17 protein-coding genes and 1 rRNA gene are annotated in these 18443 nt (G+C 51.8%); 2 read left to right on the forward strand and 16 right to left on the reverse strand.

From position 1 onward, the window contains the following. Nucleotides 1-82: ribosomal RNA gene (rrf, locus tag OGX84_RS22870) — 5S ribosomal RNA — on the forward strand; the annotation flags it as partial. 130 nt (nt 83-212) lie between these two features. On the opposite strand, the gene OGX84_RS19755 is transcribed toward rrf, so the two are convergent. The 7 genes from OGX84_RS19755 to OGX84_RS19785 form a co-directional block, all read right to left on the reverse strand. Continuing rightward, the gene (locus tag OGX84_RS19755; protein WP_012135408.1) at nt 213-971 is read right to left on the reverse strand and encodes an amino acid ABC transporter ATP-binding protein; all 759 of its coding nucleotides are present in this window, start codon (nt 969-971) and stop codon (nt 213-215) included. A 7-nt stretch (nt 972-978) separates the two neighbouring features. Next, nucleotides 979-2082, reverse strand: a complete 1104-nt coding sequence (locus OGX84_RS19760) for an amino acid ABC transporter permease (protein WP_112001503.1) — start codon at nt 2080-2082, stop codon at nt 979-981. A gap of 9 nt (nt 2083-2091) precedes the next feature. Further along, nucleotides 2092-3273, reverse strand: coding sequence for an amino acid ABC transporter permease (locus OGX84_RS19765; RefSeq protein ID WP_049010077.1), 1182 nt, complete (start codon nt 3271-3273; stop codon nt 2092-2094). Between the two features lie 69 nt (nt 3274-3342). Then, complete coding sequence (locus OGX84_RS19770) at nt 3343-4368, reverse strand: amino acid ABC transporter substrate-binding protein (protein ID WP_012135405.1); 1026 nt, start codon at nt 4366-4368, stop codon at nt 3343-3345. A 433-nt stretch (nt 4369-4801) separates the two neighbouring features. After that, the gene (locus OGX84_RS19775; RefSeq protein WP_012135403.1) at nt 4802-5023 is read right to left on the reverse strand and encodes a putative periplasmic lipoprotein; all 222 of its coding nucleotides are present in this window, start codon (nt 5021-5023) and stop codon (nt 4802-4804) included. 269 nt (nt 5024-5292) lie between these two features. Continuing rightward, nucleotides 5293-8406, reverse strand: a complete 3114-nt coding sequence (locus OGX84_RS19780; protein WP_200092971.1) for an efflux RND transporter permease subunit — start codon at nt 8404-8406, stop codon at nt 5293-5295. A gap of 11 nt (nt 8407-8417) precedes the next feature. Further along, on the reverse strand, nt 8418-9575 hold the full coding sequence (locus tag OGX84_RS19785; protein WP_047460889.1) for an efflux RND transporter periplasmic adaptor subunit: 1158 nt from the start codon (nt 9573-9575) through the stop codon (nt 8418-8420). 406 nt (nt 9576-9981) lie between these two features. Here OGX84_RS19785 and envR point away from each other — a divergent pair, with 406 nt between their 5' ends. Then, nucleotides 9982-10644, forward strand: coding sequence for an acrEF/envCD operon transcriptional regulator (envR, locus tag OGX84_RS19790; protein ID WP_112001507.1), 663 nt, complete (start codon nt 9982-9984; stop codon nt 10642-10644). A 52-nt stretch (nt 10645-10696) separates the two neighbouring features. Here the strand turns inward: envR and OGX84_RS19795 are convergent, their stop codons facing one another. The 9 genes from OGX84_RS19795 to accC form a co-directional block, all read right to left on the reverse strand. Further along, entirely contained in the window at nt 10697-10861 is a 165-nt protein-coding gene (locus OGX84_RS19795) for a DUF2556 family protein (RefSeq protein ID WP_047460895.1), read from the reverse strand. An 82-nt stretch (nt 10862-10943) separates the two neighbouring features. Continuing rightward, nucleotides 10944-11828 carry an adenine-specific DNA-methyltransferase gene (gene yhdJ / locus OGX84_RS19800; protein ID WP_058668169.1) on the reverse strand — a complete coding sequence of 295 codons (885 nt, stop codon included), beginning with the start codon at nt 11826-11828 and terminating at the stop codon, nt 10944-10946. An 86-nt stretch (nt 11829-11914) separates the two neighbouring features. Further along, on the reverse strand, nt 11915-12211 hold the full coding sequence (gene fis, locus OGX84_RS19805) for a DNA-binding transcriptional regulator Fis (RefSeq protein ID WP_000462905.1): 297 nt from the start codon (nt 12209-12211) through the stop codon (nt 11915-11917). A 23-nt stretch (nt 12212-12234) separates the two neighbouring features. After that, nucleotides 12235-13200 carry a tRNA dihydrouridine synthase DusB gene (gene dusB, locus OGX84_RS19810; protein ID WP_115181057.1) on the reverse strand — a complete coding sequence of 322 codons (966 nt, stop codon included), beginning with the start codon at nt 13198-13200 and terminating at the stop codon, nt 12235-12237. A 292-nt stretch (nt 13201-13492) separates the two neighbouring features. Next, the gene (locus OGX84_RS19815; RefSeq protein ID WP_012135396.1) at nt 13493-14269 is read right to left on the reverse strand and encodes a carbonic anhydrase; all 777 of its coding nucleotides are present in this window, start codon (nt 14267-14269) and stop codon (nt 13493-13495) included. Nucleotides 14270-14410: 141 nt separating this feature from the next. Beyond that, complete coding sequence (prmA, locus tag OGX84_RS19820) at nt 14411-15292, reverse strand: 50S ribosomal protein L11 methyltransferase (protein WP_047460904.1); 882 nt, start codon at nt 15290-15292, stop codon at nt 14411-14413. Between the two features lie 11 nt (nt 15293-15303). Beyond that, nucleotides 15304-16755: a sodium/pantothenate symporter gene (gene panF, locus OGX84_RS19825; RefSeq protein ID WP_047460907.1), complete on the reverse strand. Its 1452-nt coding sequence runs from the start codon at nt 16753-16755 to the stop codon at nt 15304-15306. Next, on the reverse strand, nt 16745-16987 hold the full coding sequence (locus OGX84_RS19830; protein ID WP_012135393.1) for a YhdT family protein: 243 nt from the start codon (nt 16985-16987) through the stop codon (nt 16745-16747). The genes panF and OGX84_RS19830 overlap by 11 nt, the downstream gene beginning before the upstream one ends. 106 nt (nt 16988-17093) lie before the next feature. Beyond that, nucleotides 17094-18443: an acetyl-CoA carboxylase biotin carboxylase subunit gene (gene accC / locus OGX84_RS19835; protein ID WP_012135392.1), complete on the reverse strand. Its 1350-nt coding sequence runs from the start codon at nt 18441-18443 to the stop codon at nt 17094-17096.

The raw sequence follows: 18443 nt of genomic DNA on the forward strand, positions 1-18443 counted from the left end.
CCATGCCGAACTCAGAAGTGAAACGCCGTAGCGCCGATGGTAGTGTGGGGTCTCCCCATGCGAGAGTAGGGAACTGCCAGACATCAAATCAAGCGAAGGGCCCGGTCGAAAGATCGGGCCTTTTTGCGTTTACGCGCCCTGAGAACTGCCGGATGGCGGCGGTGCCTTATCCGGCTCGCGTTCCACCTGATAAGCGCAGCGCCACCAGGCAGTTAGTGAATGACTTGCGATAAAAACGCCCGGGTGCGCTCTGATTTAGGATGGGCAAAGAACTCTTCCGGTGGCGCCTGCTCAACAATTTCACCACGATCCATAAAGATCACCCTGTCTGCTACCGTTCGGGCAAAGCCCATTTCGTGGGTGACGCAAAGCATTGTCATCCCGGACTGTGCCAGACCAATCATGGTATCCAGCACCTCTTTCACCATCTCAGGATCCAGCGCGGAAGTCGGCTCATCAAACAGCATAATTTTGGGCTTCATGCATAGCGAACGTGCAATAGCCACGCGCTGCTGTTGCCCGCCGGAAATCTGCCCTGGAAACTTATGGGCGTGCTCAGCGATGCGCACACGTTCCAGGTAATGCATCGCCAGTGCTTCAGCTTCTTTCTTTGGCATCTTCCGCACCCAAATCGGCGCCAGAGTGCAGTTTTGCAGTACCGTCAGATGTGGGAAGAGGTTGAAGTGCTGGAACACCATACCGACTTCCTGTCTTACCCGCTCGATATTGCGAATGTCTTCATTGAGTTCAATACCGTCTACCACAATCCGTCCTTGTTGATGTTCCTCCAGATGATTAATACAGCGAATGGTCGTGGATTTACCCGAGCCGGAAGGGCCACACAGCACGATACGCTCCCCCTGTTTCACGTTCAGATTAATGTCTTTCAGAACATGAAACTGACCGTACCATTTATTGACGTTTTCCAGCGTGATCATCGCGTCGGCAGGTTGAATTAATAATTGGCTCATAAAATCCTCAGTGCGGCGTACGCCCGGTGTTAAAACGTTTCTCCAGATGCTGGCTGTAACGCGACATGCTGAAGCAGAAAATCCAGTAAATCAGTGCGGCAAAAACATACCCTTCGGTCGACATCCCCAGCCATGCAGGGTCAACAGTCGCCTGCTGAACGCTACTGAAAAGGTCAAATAAACCGATAATGATCACCAGGCTGGTATCTTTAAACAGGGCGATAATGGTGTTCACCAGACCCGGAATCACCAGCTTCAACGCCTGGGGTAGAATGACCAGTCCCTGGGTTTTCCAGTACCCGAGCGCCAGAGATTCCGCGGCCTCATACTGCCCTTTCGGTAATGCCTGTAACCCTCCGCGTACGACCTCTGCGACGTAGGCAGACTGAAAAAGGATCACCCCGACCAGCGCCCGGATAAGTTTGTCGATACTGGTTCCTTCCGACATAAACAGCGGCAACATGACCGAAGACATAAACAGCACGGTGATTAACGGTACGCCTCGCCAGAACTCGATAAAGATAACGGAGAGCATCCGAACGATCGGCATATGAGAGCGACGGCCCAGCGCCAGCAAAATTCCCAGAGGAAGGGCACCCGCAATACCGACGGAAGCGATGATCAACGTGAGTGTTAATCCTCCCCATTGCCGCGTTTCTACCCGCTCCAGCCCGAAGAAACCGCCATACATCAGCCACCAGACAACAATGGGATAGATAACCGCCCATACGGCGATGTAGCGCCCGCGACGGGGCATTGCTTTCCAGAACATCGGCACAATGGAGGCCAGACCAACGAGTAATGCCAGGTTGATGCGCCAGCGTTGGTCATGTGGATAAAGCCCATACATAAACTGACCAAAACGTTCGTGGATAAATACCCAGCAGGCACCCGCCTTCGTGCAATCAGCACGCGTTGAACCCACCCAGTTAGCCTGTAGAAACGCCCAGTTCAGCAAGGGGGGAATGAGTATCCACATGAGCCACAGACAAAAAAGGGTTAGCAGGCTATTGGACCAACTGGAAAAGAGATTTTTACGTACCCACAAAATTATGCGACCTGCGCCGTTATTGGCCGGGCGCATGGGATGAGACAGAAGAGCTTTTGTCATCATGGTTCCTTAGCGCTCAATCAGGGCGATACGGCGGTTATAAATATTCATCAGCAGGGAAATACTGAGGCTGATGATCAGATAAACCGACATGGTGATGGCGATGGTTTCAATGGCCTGACCCGTCTGGTTCAGTACCGTTCCGGCAAACAGGGAAACCATATCCGGGTAGCCGATAGCGGCAGCAAGCGATGAGTTCTTCACGATATTCAGATACTGGCTGGTCAATGGAGGAATGATCACGCGCAGTGCCTGGGGAATGATGACCTGACGCAGCGTTACCGGATTAGGGAGGCCCAGTGAACGCGCGGCTTCATGCTGGCCGTGGGGAACCGCCTGGATACCGGAACGGATGATCTCAGCAATAAATGCCGAGGTGTATACCGAAAGCGCCAGCGTCAACGCAGCCAGTTCTGGAATTAATGCCATCCCTCCCCGGAAGTTAAACCCGCGTAACTCGGGCACATCCCAGTGCAGCGCCGCGCCAAATAGCCACTGAGCGACAGCCGGCAATAGTACGATAAGCGCCAACGCCGTAGGCCATGTTCGGCGCAATTGCCCCGTCTTAATCTGGTGCGTTTTATTGAAGCGAAAGAGTCCAGTGGAGATGACGATCGCCAGAAGGATTGCCATGCAAAAAGCGATAACTCCTTCACCCAGCTGTGGTGCCGGAATATAGAGTCCCCGATTACTCAGAAAAACCAAATCCAGCGCGCTGACCGCCTGCCGTGGCCCGGGTAAATTACGCAGGACGGCAAAGTACCAGAAGAAGATTTGCAGCAATGGCGGAATATTGCGAAAGGTTTCGATGTAAATGGTCGATAACTTACGCAATAACCAGTTATCCGACAGGCGTGCAAGGCCGAGGAAAAAACCTAAAAATGACGCAAAAACAATACACAGTGCGGAGACCAACAGGGTATTGAGCAAGCCGACCAGAAAGACGCGACCGTATGTATCCCCTTGCTCGTAGTCGATCAGGTGCTGAACAATACCAAACCCGGCGCTGCGATCGAGAAACGCGAATCCTGAGGTAATCCCCCGGCTGCTCAGATTGTTAATCGTATTATGAATTAAATAGACCGCAACACTGACAACCGCAATAACGGCGAGTATTTGAAATAACCAGGCGCGGACCGCAGGGTTAGAAAAGGAGAGCATTCCTTTCACGGTTGAGCGGCGATGGGACATAAGAAAACCTCGGTAACCATAACTCTGGGCTGAGCGCCGCAGGTGCGGCGCCCGTTACATCACAACGGCTTAGCGTACGGGTGGTGCGTACTGAATGCCGCCGTTATTCCAGAGATTGTTCTGGCCTCGTTTGATCTTCAGCGGGCTTTCCGATCCCACGTTACGTTCAAAGATCTCCGCGTAGTTACCAACCTGTTTAATGATGTTGTAGGCCCATTTGTTATCCAGTTTCAGATCCTTACCGTAATCCCCTTCTTTGCCCAACAAATGCGCCATGTCCGGTGTTGCCGGATTCGCCGCTTTCTCATCTACGTTCTGCGAGTTAATCCCCATTTCTTCAGCATTCAGCATAGCGAACAGCGTCCAGCGGACGACAGAGAACCACTCATCATCACCACGGCGCACAACGGGCCCCAGAGGCTCTTTTGAGATGACTTCAGGCAAGACGATCCATTCGGCAGGGTCGCTCAGCTTGATTCGCAGGGCATATAACTGAGACTGGTCAGAAGCCAGCGTGTCGCAGCGGCCCGATTCCAGCGCTTTGGCTGACTCATCAGAGCGATCAAAAGTGACCGGGGTGTATTTCATTTTGTTGGCTTTAAAGTAATCGGCCACGTTCAGTTCGGTATCCGTGCCAGCCTGTATACAGACGGTGGCGCCGTCCAGCTCTTTAGCGCTTTTTAACCCCGCTTTGTTATGCGTCAGGAAACCAATCCCGTCGTAATACGTCACGCCAGTGAATGACATGCCCATACCTGCGTCGCGTGAAGAGGTCCAGGTTGTATTACGGGATAACAGATCGACTTCGCCGGATTGCAAGGCGGTGAAGCGTTCCTTTGCAGTGAGTGGGGTATATTTTACTTTTGTATCATCGCCAAAGACGGCTGCGGCAACGCCACGACAAACATCGACGTCAATACCCGTGAATTTACCGCTTGCATCTGCATAAGAAAAACCAGGCAGGCCGTCACTGATCCCACATTGTACGAATCCTTTTTTCTTTACGGCATCCAGTGTTGCGCCAGCATGCGCTTGATTTGCAACAGCAAGCAGCACGCCGACCGCAGCCAGGCTGGCTATCATCATCTTTTTCATAATGCATCCTGTGTGGAGAAATTATCGTTATAGAGAGACGTTCTGGAACGTCTTTACCTGTCTGTGGCTTTGGCCATACTCTTTTAAGCAAAGGTAGTGCCAGGTTTTGCGAACGAATGCTCGACGCAATATGCAGAGTGTAGACAGGAAAAAATAAATGCAGCGCCCTGAAATGGTGCGAAAATGAAACGTAAGCCACATTTTGGAGCAAAATATTTAAATTTACGGGCGCTGTGCGGAATAACGATTTCGCCCGTTAATATCGGCAGGATAAGTATGATAAATGCAGTTTCACTAAGACAGAATAATGAAAAACGCCAATCTTATAGAGTAGATATGTGAGAGAAATCTATAATTGATGATTAATAATAAATCGATTGTCCAGAGCTTTGTCTTATATTAAAAGCGCGGGTTGCCGCGCTTTTAATAAAACCTATTTCGTCAGGGCAACAATCCCCAGCGTCAGGCCTGCGACAGCGGCTGCGCCACCGGCAATCGCCCCCGCTGTTTCCCAGTTATCCTGCGTGGTGCCCTTCATACAGGTATTGGTATGAACCAGACGACCCTGGTCGTCATAAACCGGAACGCAAGGAGAGTCATGCGCACACCCCGCCAGCAAGGTTGTGAGCAATGCAACAGGAATTAATCTTTTCATGGTGTTACCTCAAAAATAAACGTTTCGCTACATCCAGCAAAGTCGAATGCTCCGCTAGCTGCGAACCCGGCGCTATTTTATCACGCCTTAAAAGGGCACCCGCATGTGGAATAATTTCAATTCATGTGGATTGTAAAAATAATGGAGAAAAGGATGGCTAAGCGGTGCATGTCTGGTAAATAGCAGGGAAAATAAATGACTATCTTTTTAATACATAAATGGATAATTATTTTGGAAAAAGGCGCCCGAAGGCGCCGTAATTTTAGTGGTTAATCATGATGCCGGTTAAAACGACGTCTCACGACCACAAAGAAGACCGGAACGAAGAAGATTGCCAGCAATGTCGCCGTCAGCATTCCTCCCATAACCCCTGTTCCCACCGCATTTTGTGCGCCACTGCCTGCGCCATGACTGATAACCAGCGGCATAACGCCGAGGATGAACGCCAGAGATGTCATCAGGATTGGGCGTAAACGCATACGCGACGCTTCAAGCGTTGCCTCAATCAACCCTCGTCCCTCTTTCTCCATCAGATCCTTGGCAAACTCCACAATCAGGATGGCGTTTTTAGCAGAAAGACCAATGGTTGTGAGCAGGCCAACCTGGAAGTAAACGTCGTTATTCAGTCCGCGAAGCGAGGCGGCCAGCAATGCGCCGACCACGCCGAGCGGTACGACGAGCATAACGGAGAACGGAATGGACCAGCTTTCATACAATGCAGCCAGGCAAAGGAAGACCACAATCAGTGAGATTGCATACAACGCCGGAGCCTGGTTGCCGGAGAGGCGCTCCTGATACGACATGCCTGTCCAGTCATGACCAATACCGTTCGGTAATTTTTCTGCCAGGCTTTCCATTAATGCCATCGCTTCCCCGGTACTTCTGCCGGGTGCCGCTTCACCCAACAGCTCCATTGAAGGCATACCGTTGTAGCGTTCCAGACGTGGTGAGCCGTAAATCCACCGTGCCGAACTGAAGGTGGAGAACGGAACCATTTCACCGTTTGCACTACGGACATACAGATTGTTGATGTCACCGGGCAACATGCGGAACGGCGCATCCGCCTGGACATAGACTTTCTTCACTCGTCCATGATCGATGAAATCATTCACGTACGTGCCGCCAAGCGCGGTGGAAATCGTCTGGTTGATGTCTGACAGGCTGACTCCCAGAGCCTGTGCTTTTTCCTGATCGACATCCAGCTTGAACTGTGGCGTATCTTCCAGTCCGTTAGGGCGTACGCGAACCAGCAGGTCGGGATGCTCTTTTATCATACCCAGCAACTGGTTCCGGGCTTTGGTGAGCTCCGTGTGGCCCAGGTTCGCCTGATCGATCAGTTCAAAGTCAAACCCCGTTGCCGTACCCAGCTCAATAATCGCGGGCAGGTTGAACGGGAAGACAAGACCATCCTTTATCTGGCTGAATGCCCTGGTTGCGCGGGCAACGATCGCTTCTACGCCATTTTCTTCGCCGGGGCGTTCTTCCCAGGGCTTCAGGCTAATAAAGACGATACCGGAGTTCTGCCCCTGTCCGCTAAAGCTAAAACCATTCACGGTAAAGACGGATTCAACGTTGGCTTTTTCCTGGTTCAGATAGTAGTTCTGAATCTGATCCAGCACCTGCTGCGTACGCGTCTGCGTCGCGCCAGCAGGTAACTGCACCATCGTCATGAATACGCCCTGATCTTCTTCTGGCAGGAAGGAGGTGGGTAAGCGCAGGAACAAAATGGCCATGCCGCCGACGATAAGGACATACAGCAGCAAATAACGCCCGGTCTTACGCAAAATACCGCTGACGCTGTTACTGTAATGCCCGACGCTTTTCTCAAACAGCGTGTTAAACCACCCGAAGAAGCCACCTTTCTTTTCATGGTGATCGGCAGACGCAGGTTTAAGCAGCGTGGCGCAAAGCGCAGGCGTCAGGATGAGCGCAACCAGTACAGAAAGCGCCATTGCAGAAACGATAGTCAGCGAGAACTGGCGGTAAATTGCGCCGGTTGAGCCACCAAAGAAGGCCATCGGCACAAATACGGCGGAAAGCACCATCGCGATCCCCACCAGCGCGCCCTGAATCTGCGACATTGATTTCTGGGTCGCTTCTTTGGGCGGTAGCTTTTCTTCCACCATCACGCGTTCGACGTTTTCCACGACGACGATAGCGTCATCGACCAGCAAGCCGATGGCGAGCACCATCCCGAACATTGTTAACGTATTAATAGAGAAACCGAACGCCGCCAGGATGGCGAATGTACCCAGCAGTACAACCGGCACCGCAATGGTCGGTATCAACGTCGCGCGTATGTTTTGCAGGAAAAGATACATGACCAGGAAAACGAGGATGATCGCTTCAAACAGCGTTTTCACCACTTCATGAATCGATATTTTCACAAACGGCGTGGTGTCATACGGGTAGACCACTTTCAACCCTTGCGGGAAGAAGGGCTGTAGTTCCGCAAGCTTCGCTTTAATGGCCGCTGCCGTATCCAGCGCGTTCGCGCCGGTTGCCAGCTTAATACCCAGGCCTGTCGCCGCCTGGCCATTAATCTTCGTCACCATGTTGTAGTTTTCGCCGCCCAGTTCGATGCGGGCCACATCTTTAAGATGGACCATCGAACCATCCTGATTCACTTTCAGCGTGATGCGGCCAAACTCTTCAGGCGTTTTCAGGCGTGTTTGCGCGATGATAGAGGCGTTAAGCTGCTGGCCCGGGATGGAAGGCGTCCCGCCCAGTTGGCCTGCGGCAATCTGGTTGTTCTGCGTTTTCAACTGGTTAATAACATCTAACGGCGTCAGTTGGTATTTGTTTAACGCATTGCTGTCGAGCCAGATACGCATCGCGTACTGCGCGCCAAACAGTTGGACGTCGCCGACGCCGGATGTCCGGCTGATGGTATCTTTAACGTTAGACGCCACATAATCGGAAATATCATCCTGCGTCAGGTTCTTATTGTCGGAAACAAAACCGGCCACCAGAAGGAAGCTACTGCTTGATTTCTCGACGCTGATACCTTGCTGCTGTACTTCCTGCGGCAACAAAGGCATGGCCAGTTGCAGTTTATTTTGTACCTGAACCTGTGCGATATCCGGGTCGGTGCCGGACTGGAACGTCAACGTAATAGTTACGCTACCGGACGAGTCGCTGGTGGACGACATATACATCAGGTTATCGATACCGTTCATATTCTGTTCGATAACCTGCGTTACGGTATCCTGCACCGTTTGCGCGTCCGCTCCCGGGTAGGTTGCGGAAATCGCAACGGCGGGCGGCGCGATGGTCGGGTACTGCGCAACGGGCAGCTGCATGATCGCCAGGGTGCCAGCCATCATGAGAATGATGGCCAGAACCCAGGCAAAAATCGGGCGATTAATAAAAAAGTTTGCCATGTCCGGTTACCTTATTGCGCTGCATTCGCCGCAGGGGCATCGGTGGTGGCTTTAACCTGTTCGCCCGGGCGGGCTTTCTGCAAGCCGCTGACGATAACTTTGTCGCCCGGTTGCAACCCTTTGCTGATTAACCATTTATCGCCGATCGCCTGAGTAGCAATAACGTCGCGCGCTTCAACCTGATCTTTATCATTGACGATCATCACCATCGCATCGCCACGCGGCGTACGCGTTACGCCCTGCTGTGGAACGAGAATGGCATTGGGCTGAATGCCTTCATCAATTCGCGCGCGGACAAACATACCGGGAAGCAGGGTGTGCTGAGGATTGGGGAAAACAGCCCGAAGGGTGATAGAACCGGTACTTTCATCTACCGTAACGTCGGAAAATTGCAGCGTGCCTTTCAGCGGGTACGCCTGACCATTTTCCATTACCAACTCGACGTTGCTGCGGGTGTTGTCTTTGTGCAGGCTACCCTGCTCGACGGACTGCCTGAGACGCATAAAATCGCTGCTGGACTGCGTCACATCAACGTAAATAGGATCAAGCTGTTGCACGGTCGCCAGTTCGGTTGCCTGACCATTGGTTACCAGCGCGCCTTCGGTGACACTGGATTTACCAATGCGGCCGCTGATCGGCGAAGTCACTTTGGTGTAGGCGAGGTTGATGCGCGCGCTTTCTACTGCGGCTTTTGCGGCGATAACGGCGGCATCGGCCTGACGAGCATCGGCGATGGCCTGGTCGTACTCTTGTTGGCTAATGTATTTTGTGCCAACCAGCGGAACGTAGCGTTTAACCGTTAAGTGCGCAATGGCGGCGGCAGCTTCGCTTTTTGCCAGCTCGCCTTTGGCGCTGTCGTAATCAGCCTGATAAGTCGCCGGGTCAATCTGATAAAGCGACTGGCCTGCTTCGATATCGCTACCTTCGGTGAAATTCCTTTTCAGTACAATGCCGCTGACCTGAGGCCGGACTTCCGCAATACGAAATGGCGTCGTGCGCCCCGGCAGCTCGGTCGTCACCGCTAAGGGGGCAGATTCGACTACGTGGACGGTGACTTGCGGCTCAGCAGGGTGAGCTTGCGTATCTCCCTGATCGTTACAACCGGCGAGTAACGCAGCGGAGATTATGATGAATGAGGGCAGGAGTGCAAACCTGGCATGTTTCGTCATTACTGTTCCTTAGAAAACCGAAGCTCGTTATTTACCGGATAACGGTAAGGCGTTAACGCGCACAAATAAAATAGCAGTTGGCTATCCTACAAATTATCAGGTCGTGATGTAAGCAATACTTATTTCCGGTCGTCATGCACGGCACGTAAAAGCAAAAAAAGATTAATATCCTGTCGTTTCATAATGCGGTGGAAAAGTAAAACCCTGTCTTTCATTAACACAAATAGAAATATACATTCTTTTGGTGAATAGTTTTATTTGATTCATTTGTATTTATTATTTATTTGGATGTATTGTGCGTAATAATACACGAGGGATCTCGTTTAAATAAAAATGAAGTGATACATTTGCGCGTTATCCCTGAACAGTATTTACTGTCATCCTTCGGTTTCAGACACACTTCATTATGGCCAGGAAAACAAAAGCGGACGCCCTCAGAACCCGACAACACTTGATTGAAACAGCGATCGTACAGTTCGCCTTGCACGGGGTCGGCAGCACCACGCTAAACGACATTGCAGACGCCGCGAATGTTACGCGGGGCGCTATCTATTGGCATTTTGAGAACAAGACGCAGTTGTTTAATGAGGTATGGGGTCAGCAACCGCCGCTACGCGATCTCATTCAGGACAGGTTAACAACGTGTGGGGGCGATAATCCGCTACAGAATTTGCGTGAAAAACTGATTGCTGCTTTGCAATATATTGCTGAGGTGCCCCGACAACAGGCATTAATGCAGATTTTATATCATAAATGTGAATTTCATAATGATATGATATCAGAGCAGGATATTCGGGAAAAAATAGGCTTCAGTTATCAGGTAATGCGTGAAGCATTACAGCAATGTATGAATAAAGGACTGATTGCGACCGGTCTTGATGTCGAAGTTAATTTAATTGTGCTTCATGGCAGCTTTAGCGGGATCGTAAAGAACTGGTTAATGAATCCTTCCAGTTATGATCTCTATAAGCAGGCGCCGCAATTAGTGGATAATGTATTAAAAATGTTAGTTCCGAATGGCAATGTGATGGTATTAACGCAGAATAACAACCCGGTCGTGGAAGCGTAACGGTTATCCCCAACTGTGCGTCGGCATAATTTGCATAGAACTGGCTGGCGTACTACTCAAGGTCGGCGCAGTTGACGAGTTTGAGCGGGTTAACCGAATTCATGTTGCGGCATTTATCGTATTCCGTTGTCATCAGTTCGATCCACTGCATGAGTAATGCGTCAAAAAGGAAAACGGAGACTGCGAAAACAACCAGCCACCAATACTTACGAATCATTGCCAAATCCTGTGTATTCATGCCCAAGCGTGCAAGGAATATACACGAAACAACGCGGCAGAAAAGCAGACTTACAATGCTTTTACTTCACCTGAGACGTATCCGTCATTTCGGCCATACGGCTCTTTTTGGACAGGTTTGTTGTCTTGCGCTTTTTCACCTTTGCCAGCTCGTTTTCCGCATAGTGAGAGGTGACGTTCAGCCTTCTGATGCCCATTTTTACGTATTCATTGTTGATTTCGATGCCGACAAATTTTCGCCCGGTTTCCACGGCTACGGCGCCCGTCGTGAAGCTTCCGGCGAAGGGATCTAACACCGTGTCGCCCGGGTTTGAGGAGGCCAGGATGATCCGGCTCAACAGCGCTCTGGGTTTTTGCGTGGGATGGTTCTCATACTCATCCATTAAGTAGCGGACGCGGGGAAAATCCCAGACGTTTCCGGGGACTTTTTGCGTGTTGTAGGGCTGGGGCGGATTTTTGCGGTAATCGATCAGCGCTCTTTTCGCGCCGGTTTTGGTTTCAACCAGGATGTCATCACGATTAAACGTATAGTTCTTCGCATCTTTTACCATCATCAGGATGGGTTCATACATTGAGCCAAAATACTTTTTGGCCTGCACGCCTGAGCTGTCGTACGACCATATGATGCGGCTTTTGATATCGAACAGTTTCCTGCATTTGAGGTCGAGATAGGGCATGTTCTCTGTGCTGTTCATGATGTACATCGTGCCGTGTTTTTTCAGCACCCGATGGCACTCATCAATGCATTCAAACAGCCAGGCCAAAAAGGTCTCTTCGTCCCAGGACTCCACCAGACCATCAAAATTTTTTCCGATGTTGTAGGGCGGGTCGGCAAAAATTAAATCGGCACTTTCCGGGGGCAGTTTTTTCAATTCTGAAAGCGCATCACCGTGAATGATCTTCTTCGATTCATCGCCAAAATATTGCGGCTCAAATCCGACATTCATGAACAAACTCCTGTCTGACGCGAATAAAAAAGGCGCTTCCCCATGCCGAGTAGCGCCTTTTTAAACAAGCAATTAGCTAATCGAAATTAGTTCATGCCGTATTTTTTCAATTTTTTACGCAGCGTACCACGGTTGATGCCCATCATCAGGGCAGCACGGGTCTGGTTACCACGGGTGTATTGCATCACCATGTCCAACAGGGGCTGTTCTACTTCAGCCAGTACCAGCTCATAGAGGTCATTAACATCCTGACCGTTCAGTTGAGCAAAATAGTTCTTCAGTGCCTGTTTAACCGAGTCACGCAGGGGCTTTTGAGTCACCTGATCCTGAGAGTTAACGGTAGAAACGGTCAGTACGTCAGAATTTACGCGTTGTTCGAACATAGTTCTGTCAGCTCTTTATTTCATTACGCAAAATTTTCGAAGTATGCCTCCAACGCCTCCAGCTGTTCGCTGGCATCCTCAATGGCGTTGAATGTGCGCCGAAACTGGTCATTTGGAGCGTGCTCCTGGAGATACCAGGAGACGTGTTTACGTGCAATTCGGTACCCTTTTGCCTGGCCATAAAAGTCATGCAGTTCCCGAACATGCGCGCAAAGCAAGCGCTTAACCTCTGCCAAAGGCAGGGGGGGTAGCAACTCCCCAGTGTCCAGATAATGCTGGATTTCCCGAAAGATCCAGGGTCTTCCCTGAGCTGCGCGGCCTATCATCAGGGCATCCGCCCCCGTATAGTCGAGCACAGCTCTGGCTTTATGCGGGTCAGTAATGTCGCCATTCGCGATAATCGGAATGGAAACTTTCTGCTTAACTGCCCGAATACTGTCGTATTCAGCATCTCCATTGAACAAACAGGCGCGGGTGCGTCCATGAATGGTCAGAGCCTGAATGCCACAGTCTTCAGCCAGTTGGGCAATCTCTACGCAGTTACGGTGTTCCGGGGCCCAGCCGGTGCGAATCTTCAGGGTGACAGGAACGTCCACTGCACTCACGACCTCGGTTAGTATCGACTTCACTAAATCCGGGTACTGCAAGAGGGCTGAACCTGCGAGCTTGCGATTCACTTTTTTAGCCGGACACCCCATATTGATATCAATAATCTGGGCGCCGCTTTCCACGTTAATACGTGCGGCATCGGCCATCTCAACAGGGTCGCTACCGGCGATTTGCACCGTGCGAACGCCTGGCTCATCAACGTGCACCATCCGTAAACGAGATTTGTCGCTTTCCCAAACCTGCGGGTTAGAAGACATCATCTCGGATACCGTCAATCCTGCTCCCATCTCATAGCACAGCGTCCGAAAAGGTCTGTCAGTAATGCCAGCCATGGGCGCTGCGATCAGGCGATTTCTAAGCTGGTATTGTCCGATGCGCATGAGTTAAGAAATGACCATACTGTGACTGCAAGGCGGCGTATATTACGCATTTTTTGCACGAGATGAAAGGCCAAACTTTGACCAATCCTCTGAGGTGGATCAAAGAATCGCAGTTAAGATGAATGATGAGAATTAATTAACTTTATAAATCATTGCGTTATAAAATGAAGCCGAATTTTTATACGCTTACAATTTTGCGTAACTTCTCATTTTTTCTTCTATGGCTGACGGCTGGACAACATAATCTGCTGATTTAACCAGCAGATTATCGTTTCATAGTGTGATCGCCGCCTCATTTCAGGACAGGATCGCGAAGCGTCGGTATCGACCATTCGTTAATGACGCGGCCATTCAAAGGCTGGACAGGGCGATTGTTGGCAGGGTGTATCGTATGGCGAAATTTTTCCAGTTGACCGGCAGAAAGCGTCATAGGCTGTTTCAGGACAATCCAGGTTACGCCTTCGCTACAGGGAGGCGTCGTTAACGAGCCGCTAAAGCGCCAGTAGGTTCTGTCTTCCGGCAACAGCAGATTGATATCGACGGGGGAAAGCAGCGGTATGCTGTCGCCCGGGGTTGCCGGGATGGATTGCCATAAGCGTTCAATTGCCTCATTTGGCTCACCGATATCAAACATGACGGCAACAACGGCAATCTCACCTTCCTGGTTTTTGTGCGTCAGGTGCAGCTCCATCGCATAGTGTTTACCATTGATGGTATTTTCACTTGGGGCATGAAAATGAAATTCTGCTAAAGCATAAGGCTGATCGTCAATCTGAGCGGAAGCAGAAGAATAGGGGTTCATTGTTACCTGAAGAGTGTGGTTAACGTTCAGGAGCATGTCGGCGCGATCGATGTACTGTACGTTAAGCGGCGGGAGCTGGATTTCATTCGTGGTGAGAATATCAACAGGGGACTGGCTCATCCCGGTCTGGCACAGTTTGTATGCTTTATTGATTTCACCCCAGTGCGCGGGAGAGGTGTCGCCTTCATAGCTCCAGTCAGTTGCCGAAACAGAAACGGGCATCATACAGATTGCCAGAAAGGCAGTGGTCAAAGAAATTAACTTCATGCATTTACCCGATGAATTGAAAACAACATAACATTATATAAATCAATCAATTATAAAGAATATTGTATCGGTGACGAGCAGGAGAGGAAAGCGAATCGTGTGAAGAAGGCGTGGCCAGATGACCACGCCGGAAAGGACTGATTATTTTTTACGACCGGTAATGCGGCACCACTCTTCTTTCTCTACCACCGGGTCGAGCGTAAAGAGTTCGGTATAGGCTTCGCATACGCTTTCCGCCTGGCTGGCCAGGATGCCGGAAAGCCCCAGTAAACCGCCCTCAACGGGCAGTACGCTGATTAACGGGGCCAGTTCACGTAATGGGCCAGCCAGGATGTTAGCGACCACCACATCGGCTTTCATGGCTTCTGGCTGGTCTTTGGGGAGATAGAGCTCCAGACGCTCAGATACGCCGTTGCGCTCTGCGTTATCACGGCTGGCCTGGATCGCCTGCGGATCGATATCGATCCCGATAGCTTTCGCAGCGCCCAGTTTTAATGCGGCAATCGCCAGGATGCCGGAACCGCAGCCAAAGTCGATCACCGTCTTACCGTTCAGATCAAGCCCGTCGAGCCATTGCAGGCAGAGGGATGTGGTGGGATGCGTGCCGGTACCGAAGGCCAGACCCGGGTCCAGCATGACGTTGACGGCGTTCTCATCCGGTACATCGCGCCAGCTCGGGCAAATCCACAGACGCTCGCCAAAGCGCATCGGGTGAAAGTTGTCCATCCATTCGCGTTCCCAGTCTTTATCTTCCAGTTGCTCAATCTTATGCGCGAAACCCGCGCCCAGCAGCGGATGATGCTCAAGGATTGCCACCACCTCTTTCATGTCGGTTTCGGCATCGAACAGGCCGATAACGTCGGTATCGCCCCACAGACGCGTTTCACCTGGCAGCGGCTCAAATACCGGCGTGTCGTGCGTGTCCTGGAAGGTCACAGAGACCGCGCCGGTTTCCACCAGCGCATCGCTAAGTTCTTCGGCGTTCGTACCGGTCGTATTCAGTTTCAGTTGGATCCACGGCATGGCAAAACTCTTTATTTATCAGTAGTCAATAAGGTGGCTTGCTGGGCAGATGAACCAAAACGGTTTCCGGCCAGAAAAGCCAATAAACTGAGCAGTAGCGAGGGCACGATGGGGTGAAAGCCCAGGTACTGAACGTTAAAGGTGGCGAGCACGGCATACAACACGCCGCCAATGATCATGGCGCTTAGCGCGCCTGTCGCGTTTGCACGCTCCCAGTACAGGCCCAGCACCAGCGGCCATAAGAACACCGCTTCCAGGCCGCCGAAAGCCAGCAGGTTAAGCCAGATAATCATTTCCGGCGGTTTCCAGGCCGCGAGCAGCAGCAACGCGCCTAACAGCAGCGTGATGATGGCTGACATCCGCTTCAGGCGAGTTTCGTTATGCATTTGCTCCGGGCGAATATTCAGATAGAGATCTTTAATGATCGTAGCGGAACTTTGCAGCAACTGGGCATTGATTGTCGACATAATGGCCGCCATCGGCGCGGCGAGAAAGATGCCGGCGGCAATCGGCGGCAGAACCTTAACCATCAGCGTTGGAATGACCAGGTCCGGTACGGTCAGGTCAGGAATCACCGCCCGTCCCAGCGCGCCCGCCAGGTGCATACCGAACATCAGGATCGCCACCACAATCGTGCCGATGATAATGCCGCGATGCACCGCTTTACTGTCTTTATAGGAGATGCAACGCACGGCAGTATGCGGCAGGCCGATCACGCCAAAGCACACCAGCACCCAGAATGAGGTCATAAAGGTCGGTGACAGAATGTCATCCGCGCCCTGCGGCGTCACCAGTTTCGGGTCGATTGTTTGCAGGGTTTCGACCGCGTGTCCGAGCCCTCCTGCCGCATGAACCACGCCGACCAACAGGACGATGGTGCCAATTAGCATGACCATGCCCTGCATCGTATCGTTGAGCACGCTGGCGCGAAAACCGCCAAATGCGGTATACAACGCGATGCTGACGCCAAAGATTAACAGCCCTGTTTCGTAGGGGATGCCCGCTGCGGTCTCAAGCAGACGCGCGCCACCAATAAACTGTACGGTCATCGCCCCGACGAAAGCCACCAGCAGGCTGAGGCTTGCCAGCCAGACCAGCAGACGGCTTTGATAGCGGGCAAACAGCATATCGTTAAGAGTGACGGCGTTGTAGCGCCGCGCCAGAATAGCGAACTTCTTACCCAGAATACCCAGCGAGAGCCAGACGGCGGGTAACTGGATCATCGCCAGCAATACCCAGCCCAGGCCGTATTTATAGGCCGCGCCCGGGCCGCCGATAAATGAGCTGGCGCTGATGTAGGTGGCGGTCAGCGTCATCGCCAATACAATTCCGCCCATCGAACGGCTACCGAGGAAATACTCATTCAGGAAGGTGCCCGTCGTCCTTTTTCGCATGGCATAGACCGACAGACCAAACACCACCAGCAGATAGGCGATAAGCGGCAGAATGACTTCAAGCTGCATCATCGTCCTCCAGAGGAATGTCGCGATAGATAAATTTCACCATAGCCCAGCACAGTAAAATGAAAACAAGCGGCGTCAGCAGGCAGGCCATTTCAAACCAGTGTGGAAGGCCCGTTATGCCGGGTGCCGCGCCTGGTAAGTAAGCAGTCACTAACCACGCAGCCAGATACAGAAGGGTCAGCCACAGCGCCCAACGCGCCTCTTTGTTGGCCTGAACAAAACGCGTGTCCATTTTTTGTCCCTTGTGGATGAAGAAAGCGGGGATTGTACCTTATGGGATGTACCGGAGGGAAAAAAACAAAAGGCCGGAAAACCGGCCTTTTTCAATTAACGCACGCTTATTTTTCCTGAAGACCGAGTTTCTTCTCCAGATAGTGGATGTTGGTGCCACCGTGCTGGAAGTGCTCGTCGTTCATGATGCGGGTTTGCAGGTCAATGTTGGTTTTGATGCCATCAATGATCAGTTCCTGCAATGCGTTTTTCATACGGGCAATCGCTACGTCACGGTTTTCACCGTAGCAGATCAGCTTGCCGATCATGGAGTCATAGTACGGCGGTACGGTGTAACCCGCGTAGATATGGGACTCCCAGCGTACGCCAAAGCCGCCCGGCGCGTGGAAGCGCGTGATTTTACCCGGGCTTGGCAGGAAGGTGTTCGGGTCTTCGGCGTTGATACGGCATTCTACCGCATGGCCTTTCACCACAACTTCTTCCTGCTTGATGGACAGCGGCTGGCCCGCAGCGATACGCAGCTGTTCTTTGATCAGGTCAACGCCGGTGATCATTTCAGTAACCGGGTGTTCTACCTGAATACGGGTGTTCATTTCGATGAAATAGAACTCGCCGTTTTCGAACAGGAACTCAAACGTACCTGCTCCGCGATAGCCGATATCGACACACGCTTTGGAGCAACGCTCGCCGATGTAACGACGCAGTTCCGGGGTAATGCCCGGCGCTGGCGCTTCTTCGACCACTTTCTGGTGACGACGCTGCATGGAGCAATCACGTTCAGCCAGATAGATAGCGTTACCCTGGCCGTCAGCCAACACCTGAATTTCGATGTGGCGTGGGTTTTCCAGGTATTTTTCCATGTACACCATGTCATTGCTGAAGGCTGCTTTCGCTTCCGCTTTGGTCATGGAAATGGATTGCGCCAGTTCGGCATCGCCGCGCACAACGCGCATACCGCGACCGCCGCCGCCGCCGGACGCTTTGATAATAACCGGGTAGCCGATGCGTTTTGCAATGGCGCGGTTTTTATCCATATCGTCGCCCAACGGGCCGTCAGAACCCGGTACGCATGGAACGCCAGCCTGCTTCATTGCGCTGATTGCGGACACTTTATCGCCCATCAGGCGGATGGTGTCGGCCTTCGGGCCAATGAAGATAAAGCCGGAGCGTTCAACCTGCTCAGCGAAGTTGGCGTTCTCAGACAAGAAGCCGTAACCCGGATGGATTGCCACCGCGCCGGTGATTTCAGCGGCGCTGATGATAGCCGGGATGTTCAGATAGCTTTTTACGGACGGAGCCGGGCCAATACAGACCGTCTCATCCGCCAGCAATACGTGTTTTAAATCGCGATCCGCGCTTGAGTGCACAGCCACGGTCTTGATACCCAGTTCTTTACAGGCACGAAGAATACGCAGTGCAATCTCGCCACGGTTGGCGATGACAATTTTATCCAGCAT

The organism is Citrobacter sp. CK202 (genome assembly GCF_030333225.1).
Classification (GTDB): Bacteria; Pseudomonadota; Gammaproteobacteria; order Enterobacterales; family Enterobacteriaceae; genus Citrobacter_B; species Citrobacter_B koseri.